This is a genomic window from Paenibacillus sp. FSL W8-0187 (assembly GCF_037969755.1).
Taxonomy (GTDB): domain Bacteria; phylum Bacillota; class Bacilli; order Paenibacillales; family Paenibacillaceae; genus Paenibacillus_AQ.
Window position 1 is genome coordinate 4,743,077 of record NZ_CP150206.1, and the last position, 18,573, is coordinate 4,761,649.

An 18,573-nucleotide genomic window follows, 5' to 3' on the forward strand; every position below is an offset into this window, starting at 1 on the left:
ATCAATGAAATAAGAGAATATTAATTCTCCAAATGCTGCACGTTGTATAGTCTGGCATAACTTCCATCCAGATTCATCAGCTCGCCGTGCGTGCCTTGCTCTGTAATTCTACCATTCTCCAGCACAACGATTTGATCAGCATGCGTAATGGTAGAAAGGCGATGGGCCACGATCAATGTGGTGCGATTGTTGGACAAGGACTGCAGCGCCTGCTGTATCAGATGCTCGGACTCCAGGTCCAGCGCCGAAGTCGCCTCATCCAGCACCAGAATGTCCGGATCCTTGAGGAAGACTCTGGCGATGGCAAGTCTCTGCTTCTGCCCGCCCGAGAGCTTGACGCCCCGTTCCCCCACTTCGGTCTCATAGCCTTGCGGCAACTGGGTGATGAAATCATGCGCATTGGCGGCTTTGGCAGCGGCGACGATTCTCTGCTCATCCGCTTCCGGATTGCCAAACAATATATTTTCACGAACAGATCCGCTAAACAGGAAGTTGTCCTGCAGGACCATCCCCACCGATCCGCGCAGGCTGTCCAGCGTCAAATCCCTGACATCGTGACCGTTAATCTTCACTGCTCCCTGCTGTACATCGTAAAATCTCGGTATCAATCCAATCAGGGATGATTTGCCGCCGCCGCTCATGCCGACGAACGCAACCGTCTGCCCCTGCTTGATGGTCAGGTTAATATCTTGCAGCACCCAGCCTGCGGCATCATTGTACTTGAAGCTTACGCGGTCAAACTCGATCTGTCCTGCTGTCTTGAGCGTTTTGGCACCCGGACGGTCCACGATGTCATATGGCTCGTCCATGAGCTCCTTGACCCGTTCCAGCGAAGCTGAAGCCTGTGTCAGCACCGTTGACGAGTTGATCAAGCGGCGAAGGGGCGCATACAGCCTGTCAAGATAACCAAAGAAGGCAACAAATGTACCTAATGTCAGATCTCCCTGAATCACCCGATATCCTCCATAACCGATAACCAGAATAGGCGCAATATCGGTGAGTGTGTTGATAATGGAGAAGGTGAGCGCGTTCCAGCGGGTCTGCGCCATCGCTTTTTTCAGAAAATTGCCGTTGATGCCTTCGAATTTCTTCTGGTCGTACCGCTCCAGAGTAAAACTTCGGATGACCGAGATCCCTTGAATCCGCTCATGCAGGTACGCTTGGATGCCGGCGAGAGCCTGCGACCGGTCCTTAGTCAAGCGCTTAAGCCGCTTATACAGCAAATTCACCGCTAACCCGTAGAGAGGAAGAATCGAGATGGCAACTAGTGTCAGAACGGGATTCATGAAGAACATGACGATTAATACAAACACCAATGTAAACATATCCAGCCAGATGTTCATCATACCGACTTCTACCAGGTTCTTGGATTGTTCCACATCATTGATAAAGCGCGATATCGCCTCGCCTACCTTGGTATTCTGATAGTAACGAAGGGATAACCGCTGCAGATGGGCATACAGTCGATTACGCATATCGAATAAAATACGACTGGTAATGAACTGGGCAAAATACTGCCGCAAATATTCCACCGGACCACGTACAACGACAAACAGCACCAGGGTCCCGGCGAGAATCCACATCAGATCCTGGATTTTCTGTTCAATGGTCATCTGCTGGTTGATTAGCAGATCATCCACGACATATTTCATGATCATGGGCAGTAACAACGGGATTGCAAATTTGATCATGCCGATAATAAGGGTCAGGATGATCCACTTCATATATGGCTTAACGAACGGATAATAGATTTTCCATGATTTCAAAGGTGATAACAGCCCCTTTCTGAAGTAACATCCACGTGGTTGACAGGCGAAGAGCAGTTGACATTTATGCGCTTCAATGCTTTATTAGTTCTAAACTTATGAATTGTATCATGTCTTGCAGGAGGATTTAGTCATGACCAGAATTTTCGTGACGGAGGCCGTCATGCTGGCCATTTACGGTCAGCTGTTAGTACCACCTAAACCCGTCGAGTACATCATTCCGTACACTACCATTTTGGAATTATATGAGCTTCATACCACCGAGGAACATCTCATGAATAGCAGTGCTGATGACCAGCACGTCAAGATAAAGATTGGCGAATTGATTTCCTATTTTGAAGAACCACTGAACAAAAAGAAAATCGAGCGCGCCCTGCAGGTGCCTTGGTCCAAGAGCCCCACCATTCCCGTTAGTGAAACTACCCGGGTCTCGGTCATGAATACCATGGACACCGCACCCTATGGGGAATCCTTCGATCCTGTGGAAACCGAGCTGCTGCTGGCATCCCAAAGAGCCGCGGCTCCCATACTGACCGATCAATACGAATTGATTCAGCGTATCGTCGAAAGCGCTCTTCCCGTTCAGGTCTATGATATCGACGATTTTGATTTTGCATTGGAGGTCCCGCTGTCCGGGCAGCCATAATGATCCTATGTACACGCCTTCGCATGGCAAAAGGAGTCCCTCCCCCGGTTTGAATGGGGCAGGGACTCCTCATGTTGACCGAAAAAAATTCCCCGTGCGGGGAATTTAAGGCGTACAAACTGCCACCACTAAACGAGCCTCAGCTGTTCTTTTTTATCTTGTCCAGCAAGCGGACCGTGATCTCATCCATAACGGGCAATGCTTGAAAATCAAAATATTTAAGAGATACTTCCGTATTAGGGGACAAATGAATGGCACTGTGCAGGCCGGTTGCCGCATACACACCTATCACATAATACACTTCATCTCCACCTATTTGCTTCTTCATATACTCCGGACCCGACACAAGGTCCAAGAGTCGCATATCATCCGCTGTCTGGCCGCTCTCCTCCCACAGCTCTCTGGACGCTGTGTCTTCAAGAGCTTCGCCGGGCTTCAGGTTTCCGAGTGGAAGTCCCCACTCGTCCTTGTTCTGCCGCTTCAGGAGCAGAATCTCTCCGTTATCGTTCAGCACAAGCACCGCCGCTTTCACACGGACCACCGAGCGTTTGCCGATGTATTGGCGAATATCGCGGTGATATACGCTCATCTTGGGAACCTCCTTTCCCTAGATGGCGCTGCAGTCTCACATCAGGTTAATTCACTGCGCCCTCTTCTTCATAAATATACGAAATGTCATCCAAGGATTCCTCATACTTCACGCGTAGCGTATATCCCTCCAAGTACCACAAATCCTGTTCTTCCATAAAAAATGTTACCTCTTCGGAATGCTCCGTCAGTCCCGCTTCTCTTGGTTCTTCTACCGAAATACCGAGCGAAAATCCGGGATGGAGACCGCCGCCTGAGCTATATCGTGGAAAGAAGCGAACGAACGTGCCTGACTGAAGATCAAGTTCCTTCTTGTACCAACGTGCCGCCTGGTCGCTGACTTGAATTTGCATGTGTCGTACACCCTCCTTAGACGTCATATTATGTTGACCCCTATCTTTTTGCAGACCGGAGATCTTAGGGACGGTATCTTATAAATAGTTGCAATATTATCATAACGCATACGCACGTTAGGATACAAATCATTTTGATAATAAAATAGTGACATAAGGTTCTATCCTACCTTCACTATCGAATATCTTGCTATGATCCTGAAAAATAAGTTTGACACATTCCAGTTCATGGTGATAAAATTCAGTCCATACGAGATCGATTTGAATAAATTGTAAATTACGAAGAAAGGGTGAGTGACATGTTTAAACCGTTTGCGATGGATCAAGATCATCTGGATCATCATTTCCTACAATTAAATATGGATCGACTCCCCAATGGTGCTGTCTCATCATCATCAAGCCTCGTTCATTCGTTGCCAGAATGATCAGAACGAGCAGCTAACCGTTGCGCGGAAGTCATGATCGCCGTGCGAATGATAAGTTCAAAATTAATGAAGCATATCGTCCGTCGTCGGATGATGTGCTTTTTTTGGTTTTTAGGATGATATGATGCCGGAACGACCTACGAAAGGAAGGGATAATGTGTTTGCCGTACTTAAAAATTTAGGCTGGTTTTTCAAGCAAGAGAAAAAGCGTTATTTGATCGGCCTTGCGCTTCTCATCTTTTGCGGACTGGTTGAGCTGCTGCCGCCGCTTCTGCTCGGAAACGCCATTGACGATATCGTCAGCAGTTCCATAACGTGGGCGTCCCTCGTCCAATATCTGCTCATGATTCTCGGCATCGTTGCTGTCGTTTATTGTGCCACTTACATATGGATGCACCGTTTGTTCGGAGGAGCGAACCTCGTGGAACGCCTGCTCCGTACCCGGTACATGAACCATTTGCTGCGGATGCTTCCGCCGTTTTTCGAACGTAACCGTACAGGAGATCTCATGGCAAAAGCTACGAATGACCTTCGCTCCGTGGCAGCAACTACCGGCTTTGGGATGCTCGTCATGACCGACTCCACCATATACTTGATTGTCGTACTGTTCGCCATGGGCTTCATTGTCAGCTGGAAGCTTACATTGGCGGCTATTCTGCCCATGCCGATCATAGCCATTGGTATGGTCATCTACGGAAGAGCCATCCATAAACGCTACACGCTGGCGCAGGATGCCTTCGGAGACATGAACGACCAGGTTCTGGAGTCTGTAGCTGGTGTGCGTGTCGTCCGCGCTTATGTACAGGAACGCGCCGATCAGCAGCGCTTCCAGGACATTACGGATGATGTATATCGTAAAAACCTGGCGGTAGCCAAAGTGGACGCCTTATTCGAACCAACCATCAATTTCTCCATCGGTCTCAGTTACGTCATCGGTTTAGCCTACGGTGTGTATCTGGTGTTCCAGAATCAAATCACGCTCGGAGATCTCGTATCGTTCAACATGTACCTCGGGATGATGATTTGGCCGATGTTTGCCATCGGGGAATTGATCAACATTATGCAGCGCGGAAACGCTTCCCTGGATCGGGTCAACGAAACCTTAAAGACCCCGCCAGATGTTACCGATGCCGCGAATCCTGTAGAGGTGGAGGTTCCGGATACGATTCAATTTAAAGATGTCACGTTCCGTTACCCAACCTCTACAATTGATAATTTGAAACATATTAATTTTACGCTGCAAAAAGGCCAGACGCTCGGCGTCGTAGGACGCACGGGCAGCGGCAAATCGACGCTGCTGAAGCAGCTTCTCCATGAGTACCCTACCGGAACCGGCGAAATCCTCATTTCCGATATACCAATGGAGAAACTGGCGACTGACCGGCTCCATGGCTGGATCGGGTATGTGCCGCAGGAGCAGATTTTGTTCTCCAAGACGGTGCGTCAGAACATCCAATTCGGCAAAAAGGATGCCAGCGACGAATTGATCATGGAGGCCATTACGACCGCTGCGTTTGACCGCGATCTGGTCACCCTGTCCGATGGGCTTGATACCCTTGTAGGCGAAAAAGGCGTGGCGTTGTCCGGTGGGCAAAAACAAAGGGTCTCACTGGCCCGAGCTTTTATCGGCGACCCTGAAATCTTAATATTGGACGACTCCTTGTCCGCTGTAGACGCCCGGACGGAAGCCAGAATCATCGATAATATCCGGAGCAAACGCGCCGGCAAGACGACCCTGATCTCCACGCATCGACTCTCAGCCGTTCAGCATGCCGATGTCATCGTGGTGCTGGAGGACGGTCGAATCACGGAGCAAGGAACCCATGATGAACTGCTGGAGCTCGGTGGCTGGTACCGTGAGCAATTCGAACGCCAGCAGGTAGAAAACAATCTGACCTCGGAGGAGGTGTCTTAATTGACTCCAACCGATACGACCATATCGAATGAATCCGGCATTGCCAAACGACTGTTCCGTTATGCCTTAACAGCCAAGGGCACCTTCATCGCCGCCTTGATTCTGCTGGCCATCGGCGTTGCCGCAGAGCTTGCAGGTCCCTTCATCGCAAAAACGATGATTGACGAGCATATCCTGGGCATTGAACGGCCTTATTATGAGACGACGCAGGCTCAAGATGCCGCATCCTATAACGGGACTTATTATAAACGCGAGGATCGCTTTCTTGAAGGCGAGACGCGAGGACAGGAAGTACGTCTCGTTCAGGCTGGCCGCAGCTTTTACTTCATTAACGAGCCGGTAGCCCGAACCGAAGGAAACCGCTCCTTTCAGGACGGTGTCATGACAATTTCCTACGCCTCAGAGGAGATGCAGTATCCGGCTGTTAAATTGACCAAGGAACAGCTGTTTGAATTTTATAAACCCGAACTTCCCAACATATATAAGCTGGTCGGCCTGTTTCTGATCTGCCTGTTGATCTCCATGATTACGGTGTTCGGCAGAACCTACTGGCTGCAATCGGCAGCCAATCGGGTCATTCAGAAGCTGCGTACCGATGTGTACGCCCATATTCAGCGGCTGCCCGTCAACTTCTTTGATGATTTACCAGCGGGCAAAGTCGTTTCCCGGGTAACCAATGATACCGAAGCGGTAAAGGACCTGTTCGTTGCGGTATTATCCAACTTCAGCTCCGGCGCCGTGTATATCACGGGTGTCTACGTCGCTTTGTTCCTTCTGGATGTACGACTGGGCTTGATCAGTTTGTTTGTTATTCCGATGTTGATTGTATGGACCATTCTGTACCGTAAATTTGCAACCAAATACAATACCGTCATCCGCTCCCGTCTGAGCGAGATCAATGCCATCATTAATGAATCCATTCAAGGTATGGCCATCATTCGTGTATTCCGCCGCCAAAAAGCGACCCAGGACGAGTTCGAGGCGCTGAATGCGGATTATATGGCTCATCAGAACAAAATGCTCAATCTGAACTCCTTCACCACGCACAATCTGGTGAATGTTCTGCGTAACGTTTCCTTTGTAGTCGTACTCTGGTATTTCGGTTCTGCTTCATTAAATGGTGCCGGCATCGTCTCGATCGGCGTCCTCTACGCCTTCGTTGATCTGCTTGGCCGCATGTTCCAGCCGATAACGGGCATGGTTAACCAGCTGGCAGCGCTCGATACCTCCATCGTCTCCGCCAAACGGGTGTTTGAGCTGATGGATGAAACAGGCGAGAAAGTAACGGATGGCAGCATGCCGCGGTATTTAGGAAATGTAGAATTTCAGAACGTGTCGTTTGCGTACAAGAAGGACTATGTCCTTAAGAACATTTCTTTTGAAGCGAAGCAAGGCCAAACCGTGGCGCTTGTAGGTCATACCGGCTCCGGCAAAAGCTCCATCATCAATCTGCTGTTCCGCTTCTATGACCCGCAGAAAGGCACGATTACCATTGATGGCCAGCCCGTTACCGATATTCCAAAGCAATGGCTCCGCAAGCATATGGGGATTGTACTGCAAGACCCGTACCTGTTCACAGGCACCATTGCTTCGAATGTCAGCCTGGGTGATCCGAGCATTACACGGGAACAAGTGGAGCAGGCTCTGCGCGACGTAGGGGCTGATCGGCTGCTCGCTCATCTTCCGCAAGGCTTCGATGAGCCAGTACTGGAGAAAGGCAGCACACTCTCCGCCGGACAACGACAGTTAATCTCTTTTGCCCGGGCTCTTGCGTTCAATCCGGCCATACTGATTCTCGATGAAGCCACCGCTAACATTGATACGGAGACGGAAGCCTTAATCCAGGAAGCCCTGGAGGTCCTGAAGCGAGGGCGCACGACCTTTATCATCGCCCACCGCTTATCCACGATCCGCAGCGCCGATCAGATTCTGGTCCTTCACCGCGGCGAAATTGTGGAACAGGGTTCCCATGACGAGCTGATGGCCCTGGGCGGAAGATACTTTAAAATGTATCAACTCCAGCAAGGCAGCACGGCTCCGATTGCAGAGAGTAAGGAGACGGTACTTGCCTCCAACAGTAAAATGGCTGGTGGTCATGTATAAACCAAGTTAGAAGAGTTTTTTCTTGCGAAATCAGGAAGACCCAGGCTTCGAAGTTTATACCTACAGATATCAATAAAAGAAGGCTGTCCCCTGTCGAATGTTACATTCGCTTGGGAACAGCCTTCTTTATTGCATTGTATGCTGGCGGTACATTACAAGAATTACTTTGCCGGATGATCAAGAGTAGCTTCTGCTTTGACCGTGATTTTGGTGTACTTGGAAGGCACGAGCACGTCATCTGAAGATTTGGAGATGACTTGCGGGTACATTTTGTCCGGATCGGGTTGAAGAACTTTGTAGTAGATCACGGCTTCGGTATCGCCAACATAGTCGACCGACGTAATTTTAATGCCATACCCCGGATTCGGTAGATCTTCCTTGGTTACCGTGACTTTATTCTGCGCATCATCCACCTTAACGACGCTTGTACTTACATCCGGTTCAGATTGTCCCGGCTTCTCGGGTATCATGTTCTTCTGATGCTCCTCAATAAATTGAATGGAATTGTACGCAAGCTCTGCCGCTTCAATACGGGTTAAACTCTTGGCGGGATGGAACTTGGCGTTGGCGTCGAGCTCAGCGATCTTGGTTAACAGCAGGAACTGCACCGCTCCCCGGCTCTCCTCTTTCATCAAATCCTCGTCGGCCACATGCAGATACATCATGACCACGGGATAATTCCCGGTCTTCTGAATCGCTTCCGAGAGCAATGTCGCGAACCCTTCTCGGGTTATCGGTTCATTCCATTTCATGTCTGCGGATACGGACAATCCGTTCTGAGCCGCTATATTCACAGCATCCGCGAACCAGGCATCCTTCGGCACACTGTCAAACGAACGGCCCGTATAGTTCGGTTGTACCTTCAGGTCGGCGACATTCACAATCATCTGCACCGCTTGGGCGGTCGTTATTGTTTTGGCCGGAGCGAATTTATCGGCACTAATCCCTTGGATAATTCCTTTCGCTTGCAGCTCCTTCATCATTTGTAGTGGCTGCTCCTCTTGAATATCGTTGAAAGCAGAGGCGGCGCCGGCACCGAGCAATGACGAAGTGACAAGCATTGCAGTTAACAATTTCGTAGTTTTTTTCATAATTACACCTCCTAATCTATCTGACGCAGAGGTGCTGGAATATGTTTCATCTCAGCCCTAATTTCTTTTATACGCTTTTTTCGCTGTCCAGGCCAAGCTTCACATACATTTCGCGAGAATAGCCCTGCAGCTTTTGCTCTAACGCTTGAGCCTGGTCCTTAAATGCGGTCAGCTCCCGAATCATTCGGGAACGGCCAGCCGGACTGAACGTCTCATGAATCCGTTCTTTGAAATAATCATGAACGATGTAGTTACGCTGCTTCCAGACTTCTTTTAATTGAAGTGTTTCTTCTTCGGAGAATGGAAAGTAATGCTGGATCTCGTGTACCAGTTGGCCCAGAGAGCTGCTTAATTTCCGATGATATAGTTGGGTGAAATCTTCTTCTGAAGGCACATTCCCTTGGGAAAGCTTGATCAGCATCAACAGATTCGCGAGCTGCTGCTCAAGCGCCTGTGAATAATACACCGCTAATCCGAAATAGGCAAACAGCTCTTTGGAGTGGTCACTATCCATCAGTCGAGATTGTTTCATGGTATCCTCCTCTAGTATTGGCTGTCTTTACCGTTTCTATTTGTGTATATCCCTATGGTAAAGGAAGATTCCTCCTACTTCAACCTACTTTTCGGATTATGGTTGCCGCATCCTTACGACAGGCCGTCCATAGATAAACCGCCAGCAAAATAAAGCTGTATATGAACGTGTACGCAATCGTCATGAATAACACGAACTGGGAACGCTCGTCAGCATGAATGAACATGTCAATCATAACAGAGACAGGTGGCAGAACATAAGGAATCAATCTCAAATCAGCAAGATCATCCTGAACGATAGATTGCCCGGCTAAGGAAATAACGATAACGATTAACAGCCATCCTGCCGCTCTTCCCTGATTCTCCATAAAGCCAAACTGAAAAAATACGGACAGAGAAATCCCAAGCAAGGACAATGCCACATGTCCCAGATAACCCAATGCAAACTGGGATAATGTAATCGGCTTATCAAACATTCCAAATACGATTGGATAAAGGACGGCAAATAAACTGAACAGGATAGATAGAAGCGTTACGGTTACATATTGGGCGGCATAATATCGTATGGCCTTCCCGCTGTGAACGATCAGGAGCATCGTTTGACGCCCTTGATCATGATTGAGAAAGTTCAAACCTAGCCAAGCTGAGCCAACAAACAGAAATGCAGCCGTTACGGCATAACTGTCCATGATCGGATTGGGCCGGTAGGAGTATATAAACACCACCGATATCAACATGAAGGCAATCGGAGCGAAATATCGATAGGATCTCGTGTAACTAGCAAGCATGTAACGAATCAATGACCACATTATGCTCCCTCCCCTTCATTTGATTGACCAGAGGTTGGGTACACTTGCTTTGCCATCTCTCCGCTCCAGGGTTCCAGCCGTATCAGCGAACCACCTGACTGTAAAATATCCAGCAGCATATTATCCGCGACTTGCCGCGACACGACCATCGATGCAGGGTTACCTCTCGAAATCCAATAGTGAAACCCTGAACGGCGTTCCAGTTCCAGCATTTTGTCCTGAGAAACACGCGTGAATTCCAGCTTCATCCGTCCCATCTCCGAACCGGCTTCCAGCGTTCCGTCCCGTTCGATCCGCCCCTGGCGGAGCTGCGTTACCCGGTCGGCCAGCGAAGCAATAAGCAGCGGCTCGTGAACGGACATGACAATGGCTGTCCCTTGTCTTTTGATTTCACTTAGAATGCCAATCATCTCCATTTGAGAAGCCTCGTCCAGTCCCGACAGAGGCTCATCCAGAACCAATAGATCGGGCTGACGAAGCAGGGCCTGCATGATGTTGACTTTTTGCAGCATCCCCTTGGAGCATAGGGTCATCTTCATGTCCTGCAGCTGAAACACATTCAGCATCGCACCAATTCGGTTCTCGGCTTCTTGCTTGTTCATACCCTGAATGGCGGCCATATGGCGCAAGTATTCAGAAGGACGAAATCGAAGCGCAGGGAATCGCTCCGGAACATATCCGACGCGAAGGGAGGTTTCATACTCGACCCGGGACCCTCCCGATGGATTAGCAAGTCCGGCTATTACATGTAGTAGGGTGCTCTTTCCAGCGCCGTTGCTTCCTGTAATAGCAACACACTCGGCTCGGGAAATGCACCAGGTAATGTTATGTAAGATTGCAAATTTACCGAAACGCTTGTGTACTCCGTTCAATTCCAGCAGCTCTTGCAAACATTTCAACTCCTGTTCACTTAATCTGGTGTTGTATGTATTGTAGAGCTATTTTACCTGAAAGCACAACACTTCAAGCTCTGTGAACAAAGGTACCGTTATCTCACATGACATGAAAATCCAGCGATTATTCCGGCCACGAGGCCATTATCAAAAAGCATCGGAGGTCACGGGCAGGAAGATAAAATAAGCAAAGGCGGCCTAATGGCCGCCTTGTTAATCATTCTTTCTTAACGTTTACCTTGGTCATAACCCTTTTCTGATTAACCCAACAATATTTACGTCGCTAATTATTTTTCTTATTCTTCAGATCATCGATATTCTGATCGCCTTCATCCTTGATATCGTCATAAACCTGATTTCCACTTTTCGAAACAGCGTCATATAATCGCTTTCCGGTATCACGAGCGTATTTCCACGCGAAACTTTTGCGTTCATTGATTATTTTGACAAGCTCGCTTCTAGGGAAGTCCTGTTCCTTTTTAGTTTCCAGATATTTAAGAGCTTCCAGAAGATGTGCATTTTCTTTGTTCACTAAGCGTTGCATCTCCTCCTGTGCATTGTTGATAGCTCCCTGCTTTTGTTCTTTTTGTATATTGGCCTCCCCTTCCCCTTTCTCTTTCCACCTCGTCCACTCGCCTTGTAATTCTTCCCTCCTTAATCTAATTGTTGTTATAAGGACCCGGATCTCCTGTGTCTTTCCAAAATCATACACGACAATCAAGTAATTAACACCTAATAATGGATAATCAAATAAATATTAGACTTTCTTCCCATAACCATGGGACCATGAAGAGGACCCACCAGCACATACCGTGATCCTTCTTAATAAATGCCGGATAGCCCGGTACAGTCCGCAATGCCTAGACTTTGGTAAGGATGAATATACTTCGGCAGCAAAAATAGATTAAAAAAGCAAAAACAGCCCGTTTATCGTTGGATAAACGGGCTGTTTTTGCTCCCCTGCTAAACTCACGGATTTGCCTTGCCAAAATCAATACTTGAGCATAGCCAAGAACATTCAGGAATTTATTAAACCTTATTTAATATTAATAAAGGTGAAGAAGTCCTTTTCCCTCTAATCGCTCACTTCATTCAGATATTTTTCAAACATAATCGTACCTGCACCAATGATGCCCGCATGTTCTCCAAGCTCTGAGGGCTGCAGCACCATCTGATTATGGAAGCTGGACGAGCTTCTGTTAAAGGATGTTTCATTAACATGATTGTAGAAATCCGGGTAACGATTAGCCAGTACTCCGCCAAGGATGATAGTTTCCGGTGTAAGCACATTTATCATATTGGCCAGGGATATACCGACATAACATGCCGATTCATGCAGGATATTGGCAGCTAGTGGATCTCCAGCCAGCCCGGCATGGATTACATCGACTACATCCAGATTCTGATTCTCACCATTTAGATAAGAACAAAGAGAACTTTCAGTCCCACGTCCTATCTCCTCACACACTCTACGGACGATGGCAATCCCCGACGCCATTGCTTCAAGGCAGCCGTCATTACCGCAAGTGCAGCGCGGACCGTTGATATCTATCGTACAATGCCCAATCTCACCAGCTCCAAAGGGGAAACCCTGATATATTTTCTGGTTGATGATCAGGCCGCTCCCAATCCCGATATCCGCATCCACGTACACTAGATTGTTGAAATGGCGACCGTTTCCATACCATAGCTCACCGAGTGCCATTACGTTAGCGTCCTTCTCTACATGGGTTGGGAGCTCCGTATTCTCCTCGATTAGTTCCTTTAAACGTACTTGATACAGACCGGGTAAGTTGGGCGGAGACAGAATTTTGCCTTGAAACGGATCAAGCGGTCCGGGAGCCCCTACGCCGATGCCGATAATTTCGGACTCCAAGCCTGACTTGTCCAGTACAGCTTGTATCGTGGATATAATAATATTCACTACACTGCCGCGATTAGCGCTATCTTCAAAGGAGCAATGTTTCGTGAACAACATGTCTCCCTGCAAATTAATGACCGCTGCCCGCACGGAGGCTGCGCTAATATGGACGCCGACCGAATACTTATCGGCGGGATTCAACGAGATGAGCTTGGGCTTCCTGCCACGGCTGGAGTCATCATATAACCCGGCTTCAATGATCAATCGCTCCTTCATCAGCTCTTCCACCAGATTGTTAACCGCCGTAAACGTCAAGTCCATCTTGGCTGCGATTTCCGCTTTCGTTAAACTGCCATAATCGCGAAGCAGCCCGATAATGCCGATACGATTCATATTTCGGACATACCGATTGTTTTTTCCAACTGAATTATTCATGTTACAACCTCATTCTTTACCATTCATTATACTTACCTTCCTCGCACATCTATCATAGGGGAAAATACGAAGTTAGTAAAATTCCTCCAGTTGATCTCGTGGAGAAAAGTCAGTTCACCGAACCTGAAGACACTCAACTTACAACTAAAAAGCCTAATTTCCCGCTTCGGAAATCAGGCTTTGTTATATCGTACTACGATAGTTAACTTACATGTGCTTTAGCATTTCGCGGCATGCGTCGGCACATTTCCGGCACGCGTCGGCACATTGTTTGCAGTGCTCGTGATCATGCTTCCCGCATTCTTCCGCACAAGCCAGGCATGCCTTGATGCATAGTTCGCAAATTTCCTTAACGTAAGGACTTTTCCGTGACATGGCTTGAGCCGCAAACGCGCATATGTCGGCACACTCTCTGTCGAGCGTTATACAATCGCGAAGCATGGCCAGTTCGTATTCTTTCAGACAGGATACATAGCATACATTGCAAGCGTTCATACATTGGAGACATGCTTCAATACATTCTTTATATTTGAGTTCATTTAACATTGGGTAGATCCTCCTTGTAGTTATTACGCTATGCCTTTGTATTAAACTTTGAACTGCCCCCTGAATCAAACATGGGCCAGAAAGACCCCAGTACAATTGCCCAAAAATGATCAGGCAAGTCTGTGACTTATGCCCGACTTATCTTCCCTTCCAGCATTTCAAGCTGCTCTCGCAGCAGCGACTTCTGGAAGTGCTCCCCGATAAATACCACCACATCCGGTACTTGACCCTGAGGCGTAATTTTCATAAAATCGGATTCCCGGAAGGCGTACTGAAATAGAAACCGGCTGTTGGTATCATTGAAGGTGAGGATGCCTTTAGCCCGGTACACATCCCTTGGCAGCCCAGCTATGAATCGCTCGAATTCCACACTGTTTACCGCATGGCTGAAATAGTAGGTGTAGGACATCACATGATCATGAGAATCGTGAGCATGACCATGGTCGTGGTTGTCGGCATGGTCACGATTGCGCACATGTTCATGGCTGTTGGTGTGCTCTTGCTTGTATGTATATTCATGGACATCCCTATCCTCTCGACCATGTACATGCGAATGCTCATTCTGTCCATGTGAACCGCCCTGCAGCAGATCTTCAAAATTCAAGTCGCAGCGTACCGCAGGGATAATCGGAGCATACGGGTTCCAACGCTCAACCAGCTGCTCAATCGTCTCTTTGTCCTGATCGTTCACCAGGTCTATCTTATTGAGGACGAGCGCCGAGGCGGCGCGAATCTGCTCCTGCATCAAACGATAGGTCTTCCCCTTCTGCTCCATATTCAAATGCAGCAGATGCGCGGCATCCACGACAGTGATCAGCTTTTTCACATCGATTCTCATGTATAAAGAAGCTTCTGCTGCTGCGTCCAGGATTTCCATCGGATTGGCGATCCCCGTCGCTTCAATGACGATGACATCCGGCTGTTCCCGCTGGATCAGCATCGCAATTTCAGATGATAAATCGGATCGAATGGTACAACAAATACAGCCACTTAGCATCTCTGCCGTTGGTACCTCTTCACCGGCGACAAGCCCTTCAATGTTGACCTCGCCGATTTCGTTCATGACAATGGCCGGCCGCAAACCCTGCTGCTTGAAGCAGGTAATGAGACGGCTAAGCAATGTCGTTTTTCCACTGCCAAGAAAACCTGATAAAATATAAATGGGTGTTACATGCTCCACGTTCCATACTCCTTTGCGTGCATCATGATTATGCTAGCGAGTGTACTACATTTCATCCGACTACTGCAAGTTCACCACCATTAACTACTACAGGAGATGTCATTTCTATGAATTCAACGCAAGAGCATAAACAGCAATCCCCCGCTTCCGTGAACTGTAAGGTGATTACGGTCTCGGACACGCGGACCAAGGACACGGACAAGAGCGGTAAACTGATGATCGGCTTGCTTGAAGAAGCCGGGCATGCCGTTATATCTTACAGCATTGTCCAAGACGACTATGAAATAATCCGTGAAACGATCTATTCTGCGGTCAGCAATTCGGAGATTGATGTCGTCCTATTAACCGGCGGTACAGGCATATCGAGCCGGGATACCACCTATGAAGCCGTATCTTCACTGCTAGATAAGGAACTCCCCGGATTCGGCGAGATCTTCCGCTTCCTAAGCTTTACGGAGGATATTGGGTCTGCGGCCATTTTGAGCCGTGCGATCGGCGGCACGTTAAGCCACACGGCTGTCTTCTCGATGCCAGGTTCGACCGGAGCTGTCAAGCTTGCGATGAACCGGATTTTATTGCCTGAGCTGCGGCACATCAAATATGAGCTGGATAAACACAAATCATAATAACAGCGAATTTAACATGCTAAAGAGGGTGTCCCAAAAGTTCTTAAATCTGGCGGGATGCCCCCTTTTTCTGTTAGGAGACGCTCCATGTACGAATCGTTCCTCCCATCGCTGATATGAACGAGACCTGTCAAATAGCAGTTTGTAACTCCCTTGTTTTTCCCAATCCCCCTTTATACAAGAGAGGGTGTAAAAACTGAACTAGAAGGCAAAAGCTATCAACGGTGAGCAGTCTGATATCCGCGGGTTTTGTATACCGCATGTTTTCTCTCCGTCTGCAGAGAGTGCACCACGAACTGTTGTCGTGCGTCGTTTCCTTTGGAGGGATGGCACATAGCGATGGACGTGGATTCTCTCTTACGGCTTTTCCCTTTGCCTTCTAACTCAGTTTTTCATCTTCCACCTGTTTTTGGGGGAACGGGATCACCTTGAATACAATACGACTAGATTCCAATAGGAATGGTGATCACCTATTTATCTCTTTCTCTTCAAGTTCTCGGGCAATCGACCAAATAAATCCACTTAGTTCACGCGCCACGGCCACAACTGCTTTGCCACTAGGCTTACCCTTTGACAGCATTTTCGTGTATTTTCGATGTAGTCGATGCTGTGCCTTCCAGGATATGGCCTGAATTTCAGGAGATTTTCCTTGTTGACGTTTCTTTAACTCTCCTTGTAGCGCAGGTTTATAGCGGTAACTCCAAGCGGATTCGACCAATAAACGACGAAGGTGGGTATTCCCCGATTTCGTAATGTTTCCCTGCCATCGGCTTTGGCCACTTGAGTATTCCCTCGGCACCAAACCTGTGTACCCCATGAAAGCCTTCGCATTACCAAACCGGGTAAATGAACACACTTCCGCTACGATTCCTGTTGCTGTCGTTTCAGCTACTCCACGTAAGGTTTGAAGGGCTTGTATTAAGGGGGCGTGGTGCCCTTCCGTGGCTTCTTCGTGAATGGCTGCTTCCATACGCTTCAGACGTTCTTCATTTTCATCCATCTGATGCAGCATTTCCTGCAGAACCAAACGTTGAGAAGCGGACTCGAATGGAATACGTCCTAACCATAACCGGTATTTAGCCGTCCAGCGGCGAAGTGGCTCTTTAGGTGCAATCTGATGACGAAGGAGAAACTTCCCGATCCGCTGCCGGATTCGAGCTCGATCTTCCTTAACATCTTCACGCATTCGTACCAAATCACGAAGCGCTTCTTCCTCTGGAGTAGGTACATGCACACGTGTTAATTCACCTGCTCGAAGTAATTGTGCCAGACGCATCGAATCCCTACGATCCGTTTTTACCCGTTCTCCTGGACGACTAGGCATAAGTGATGGGGCGATAACAATGCAGTCATATCCATGTGCAGTTAGCAAACGAACTAAAGGATATCCTGTTGGACCTGCCTCGTAACAAACGCTTAATTCATTGGGTTGGCCTAACTTCCTCAATACTTTCAAGATGTGATACTCGGTATGAGGAATCGTGCCCAAATACCGAGCGCCTTCTCTTCCTGGATCAGCTACAGATACAGCAATATTTTCCTTCGACACGTCTAAGCCTACGTATTTTATGGTATCCTTCATAGTACAGACTCTCCTTTGCAATTTAGCTCTGATTTTGGTTTTGGTTTAGCTTCTACTACACCATTATTCCCAAAATTAACCTAAGATGTTGCAATTACGGGGAGTCTGTCTCGTTCATGATAACTGTTGCCCCCAAATTTCTTGGAACGGTTCTAAGCAAGGATGAAATTCGGGGACAAAGGCGACCGCTCTCGCTTGTCCGGAATCGTTTCGTCCTCTCCGCTAAGTTGTGCAGATCCCCTACATTAGACATACGAAAAGAAACTGGACTTGGAGGACGACATTCCACCTCATCATCTTGTTTGCATCATTCATGAAGCGGTCAACCGCTTGGATGACCGCATCTTTCGGTCGCCTATCCCGGTGGCGGGCGAGACAGCTACCATCCCAAGATGCTCACCAAAGTCATCATTTACGCCTACACACAGCGAATCTATTTCTCTCGTCAGATCGCCAAACTGGAACACTATTATTTGTATTTCTGCTTCGAGGACTGACGAAAGTGAGCCTATGTCGGATGGCTTTCGCTTGCCCATAATCTACTCAAGCAAGCGACAAAGACCGAAAAGGAAGAAATGGCGGTGCAAGGATAACATCCTGAGCACCGCCATTTCTTCATTTAACACATTTTTTATCTGACGAACCGCCCGTCAAGTGAGCAAACCTACTTATGGACAGCTACTTCTCTCCACTCTAACTGCTGGCGCGTTGTTGATGTTTGGCAAGCAGGGAGGGCGCTATTTTTTTGACCTGGTCATAATAGTTATCCGTTTTGTCGCCCGTCGACGTATATACGATGGACGTTTCCTTGTCGCTCATGATCAGGTTATGCCCGCCGGCCGCATTGGCATCCCCTTCTGTAACGCCGTATATCTCCTTGATTCCTTTTTCCCTGGCCGCTTGATCCTGATAGACATACACGGTAATAAACTGGCTTGCATCATAATTGATCCGGTATTGATACGTGATGTTGCCTACGTTGTCCTCCGCATAGGTTTCATTGGTCAGCGGCATACCCACCTGATTGAATGAGGCCTGGAGATCCTCAAGGAATTTTCCATTCAAACCCCGTCCCGATATCCGGGCCTCCCTGGAACCTTCCTCGTAAGCCCTCATGTTATATAAGCGCGCCTCGTCCCTGGCCACCTGCCTGGAACAACCGACCGATATGGCAAGAATGGAACAAAGCAATAAAGCGGTAACGATTCTGCGGTAATTCATGT

18 protein-coding genes are annotated in these 18,573 nt (G+C 48.2%); 5 read left to right on the forward strand and 13 right to left on the reverse strand.

Annotated elements, in window-relative coordinates:
• Nucleotides 1–20: 20 nt before the first annotated feature.
• Entirely contained in the window at nt 21–1,766 is a 1,746-nt protein-coding gene (locus tag MKY48_RS21240; RefSeq protein WP_076322126.1) for an ABC transporter ATP-binding protein, read from the reverse strand.
• Nucleotides 1,767–1,899: 133 nt separating this feature from the next.
• Here MKY48_RS21240 and MKY48_RS21245 point away from each other — a divergent pair, with 133 nt between their 5' ends.
• Entirely contained in the window at nt 1,900–2,412 is a 513-nt protein-coding gene (locus MKY48_RS21245; RefSeq protein WP_098746891.1) for an ADP-heptose synthase, read from the forward strand.
• Between the two features lie 139 nt (nt 2,413–2,551).
• Here MKY48_RS21245 and MKY48_RS21250 read toward each other — a convergent pair whose 3' ends face one another.
• Together MKY48_RS21250 and MKY48_RS21255 are read right to left on the reverse strand one after the other, a co-directional pair.
• Nucleotides 2,552–3,001, reverse strand: a complete 450-nt coding sequence (locus tag MKY48_RS21250) for an NUDIX domain-containing protein (RefSeq protein ID WP_076322128.1) — start codon at nt 2,999–3,001, stop codon at nt 2,552–2,554.
• A gap of 46 nt (nt 3,002–3,047) precedes the next feature.
• Nucleotides 3,048–3,353 (reverse strand): HesB/YadR/YfhF family protein, encoded by a 306-nt coding sequence (locus MKY48_RS21255; RefSeq protein WP_076322129.1) that lies wholly within the window; start codon nt 3,351–3,353, stop codon nt 3,048–3,050.
• 582 nt (nt 3,354–3,935) lie between these two features.
• Between MKY48_RS21255 and MKY48_RS21260 the strand changes: the two genes are divergently transcribed.
• Together MKY48_RS21260 and MKY48_RS21265 are read left to right on the forward strand one after the other, a co-directional pair.
• On the forward strand, nt 3,936–5,693 hold the full coding sequence (locus MKY48_RS21260) for an ABC transporter transmembrane domain-containing protein (RefSeq protein WP_339293540.1): 1,758 nt from the start codon (nt 3,936–3,938) through the stop codon (nt 5,691–5,693).
• Nucleotides 5,694–7,796, forward strand: coding sequence for an ABC transporter ATP-binding protein (locus tag MKY48_RS21265; protein WP_339290788.1), 2,103 nt, complete (start codon nt 5,694–5,696; stop codon nt 7,794–7,796).
• 161 nt (nt 7,797–7,957) lie between these two features.
• Here the strand turns inward: MKY48_RS21265 and MKY48_RS21270 are convergent, their stop codons facing one another.
• The 8 genes from MKY48_RS21270 to MKY48_RS21305 form a co-directional block, all read right to left on the reverse strand.
• Nucleotides 7,958–8,887: a protease complex subunit PrcB family protein gene (locus MKY48_RS21270; protein WP_339290790.1), complete on the reverse strand. Its 930-nt coding sequence runs from the start codon at nt 8,885–8,887 to the stop codon at nt 7,958–7,960.
• 67 nt (nt 8,888–8,954) lie between these two features.
• On the reverse strand, nt 8,955–9,419 hold the full coding sequence (locus MKY48_RS21275) for a hypothetical protein (RefSeq protein ID WP_076324908.1): 465 nt from the start codon (nt 9,417–9,419) through the stop codon (nt 8,955–8,957).
• 79 nt (nt 9,420–9,498) lie between these two features.
• Nucleotides 9,499–10,227 carry a hypothetical protein gene (locus tag MKY48_RS21280; protein ID WP_339266142.1) on the reverse strand — a complete coding sequence of 243 codons (729 nt, stop codon included), beginning with the start codon at nt 10,225–10,227 and terminating at the stop codon, nt 9,499–9,501.
• Entirely contained in the window at nt 10,227–11,117 is an 891-nt protein-coding gene (locus MKY48_RS21285) for an ABC transporter ATP-binding protein (RefSeq protein WP_339266144.1), read from the reverse strand. The genes MKY48_RS21280 and MKY48_RS21285 overlap by 1 nt, the downstream gene beginning before the upstream one ends.
• Before the next feature lie 286 nt (nt 11,118–11,403).
• Nucleotides 11,404–11,841 (reverse strand): hypothetical protein, encoded by a 438-nt coding sequence (locus MKY48_RS21290; RefSeq protein WP_339290792.1) that lies wholly within the window; start codon nt 11,839–11,841, stop codon nt 11,404–11,406.
• Between the two features lie 354 nt (nt 11,842–12,195).
• Nucleotides 12,196–13,416, reverse strand: a complete 1,221-nt coding sequence (locus MKY48_RS21295) for an ROK family protein (protein ID WP_339290794.1) — start codon at nt 13,414–13,416, stop codon at nt 12,196–12,198.
• A gap of 207 nt (nt 13,417–13,623) precedes the next feature.
• A complete protein-coding gene (locus tag MKY48_RS21300; protein WP_076324913.1) occupies nt 13,624–13,962 on the reverse strand; it encodes a four-helix bundle copper-binding protein in 339 nt (112 codons plus the stop codon).
• A gap of 127 nt (nt 13,963–14,089) precedes the next feature.
• A complete protein-coding gene (locus MKY48_RS21305; RefSeq protein ID WP_339290795.1) occupies nt 14,090–15,142 on the reverse strand; it encodes a GTP-binding protein in 1,053 nt (350 codons plus the stop codon).
• Between the two features lie 107 nt (nt 15,143–15,249).
• On the opposite strand from MKY48_RS21305, the gene MKY48_RS21310 reads away from it, so the two are divergent.
• On the forward strand, nt 15,250–15,768 hold the full coding sequence (locus MKY48_RS21310) for a molybdenum cofactor biosynthesis protein B (RefSeq protein ID WP_339290797.1): 519 nt from the start codon (nt 15,250–15,252) through the stop codon (nt 15,766–15,768).
• A 466-nt stretch (nt 15,769–16,234) separates the two neighbouring features.
• On the opposite strand, the gene MKY48_RS21315 is transcribed toward MKY48_RS21310, so the two are convergent.
• Entirely contained in the window at nt 16,235–17,350 is a 1,116-nt protein-coding gene (locus MKY48_RS21315; protein ID WP_339290799.1) for an IS110 family transposase, read from the reverse strand.
• 392 nt (nt 17,351–17,742) lie between these two features.
• On the opposite strand from MKY48_RS21315, the gene MKY48_RS21320 reads away from it, so the two are divergent.
• Nucleotides 17,743–17,847 carry a hypothetical protein gene (locus MKY48_RS21320; RefSeq protein ID WP_339290800.1) on the forward strand — a complete coding sequence of 35 codons (105 nt, stop codon included), beginning with the start codon at nt 17,743–17,745 and terminating at the stop codon, nt 17,845–17,847.
• A 196-nt stretch (nt 17,848–18,043) separates the two neighbouring features.
• On the opposite strand, the gene MKY48_RS21325 is transcribed toward MKY48_RS21320, so the two are convergent.
• On the reverse strand, nt 18,044–18,571 hold the full coding sequence (locus tag MKY48_RS21325; protein WP_339290802.1) for a hypothetical protein: 528 nt from the start codon (nt 18,569–18,571) through the stop codon (nt 18,044–18,046).
• Nucleotides 18,572–18,573: the final 2 nt, after the last annotated feature.

What these genes read in the sequence shown, in the direction of transcription:
- MKY48_RS21250 (WP_076322128.1), bottom strand. Translation starts at nt 3,001, where the DNA reads ATGAGCGTATATCACCGCGATATTCGCCAATACATCGGCAAACGCTCG.
- MKY48_RS21280 (WP_339266142.1), bottom strand. Translation starts at nt 10,227, where the DNA reads ATGTGGTCATTGATTCGTTACATGCTTGCTAGTTACACGAGATCCTAT.
- MKY48_RS21295 (WP_339290794.1), bottom strand. Translation starts at nt 13,416, where the DNA reads ATGAATAATTCAGTTGGAAAAAACAATCGGTATGTCCGAAATATGAAT.
- MKY48_RS21300 (WP_076324913.1), bottom strand. Translation starts at nt 13,962, where the DNA reads ATGTTAAATGAACTCAAATATAAAGAATGTATTGAAGCATGTCTCCAA.
- MKY48_RS21275 (WP_076324908.1), bottom strand. Translation starts at nt 9,419, where the DNA reads ATGAAACAATCTCGACTGATGGATAGTGACCACTCCAAAGAGCTGTTT.
- MKY48_RS21315 (WP_339290799.1), bottom strand. Translation starts at nt 17,350, where the DNA reads ATGAAGGATACCATAAAATACGTAGGCTTAGACGTGTCGAAGGAAAAT.
- MKY48_RS21310 (WP_339290797.1), top strand. Translation starts at nt 15,250, where the DNA reads ATGAATTCAACGCAAGAGCATAAACAGCAATCCCCCGCTTCCGTGAAC.
- MKY48_RS21320 (WP_339290800.1), top strand. Translation starts at nt 17,743, where the DNA reads ATGCTCACCAAAGTCATCATTTACGCCTACACACAGCGAATCTATTTC.
- MKY48_RS21325 (WP_339290802.1), bottom strand. Translation starts at nt 18,571, where the DNA reads ATGAATTACCGCAGAATCGTTACCGCTTTATTGCTTTGTTCCATTCTT.
- MKY48_RS21255 (WP_076322129.1), bottom strand. Translation starts at nt 3,353, where the DNA reads ATGCAAATTCAAGTCAGCGACCAGGCGGCACGTTGGTACAAGAAGGAA.
- MKY48_RS21245 (WP_098746891.1), top strand. Translation starts at nt 1,900, where the DNA reads ATGACCAGAATTTTCGTGACGGAGGCCGTCATGCTGGCCATTTACGGT.
- MKY48_RS21270 (WP_339290790.1), bottom strand. Translation starts at nt 8,887, where the DNA reads ATGAAAAAAACTACGAAATTGTTAACTGCAATGCTTGTCACTTCGTCA.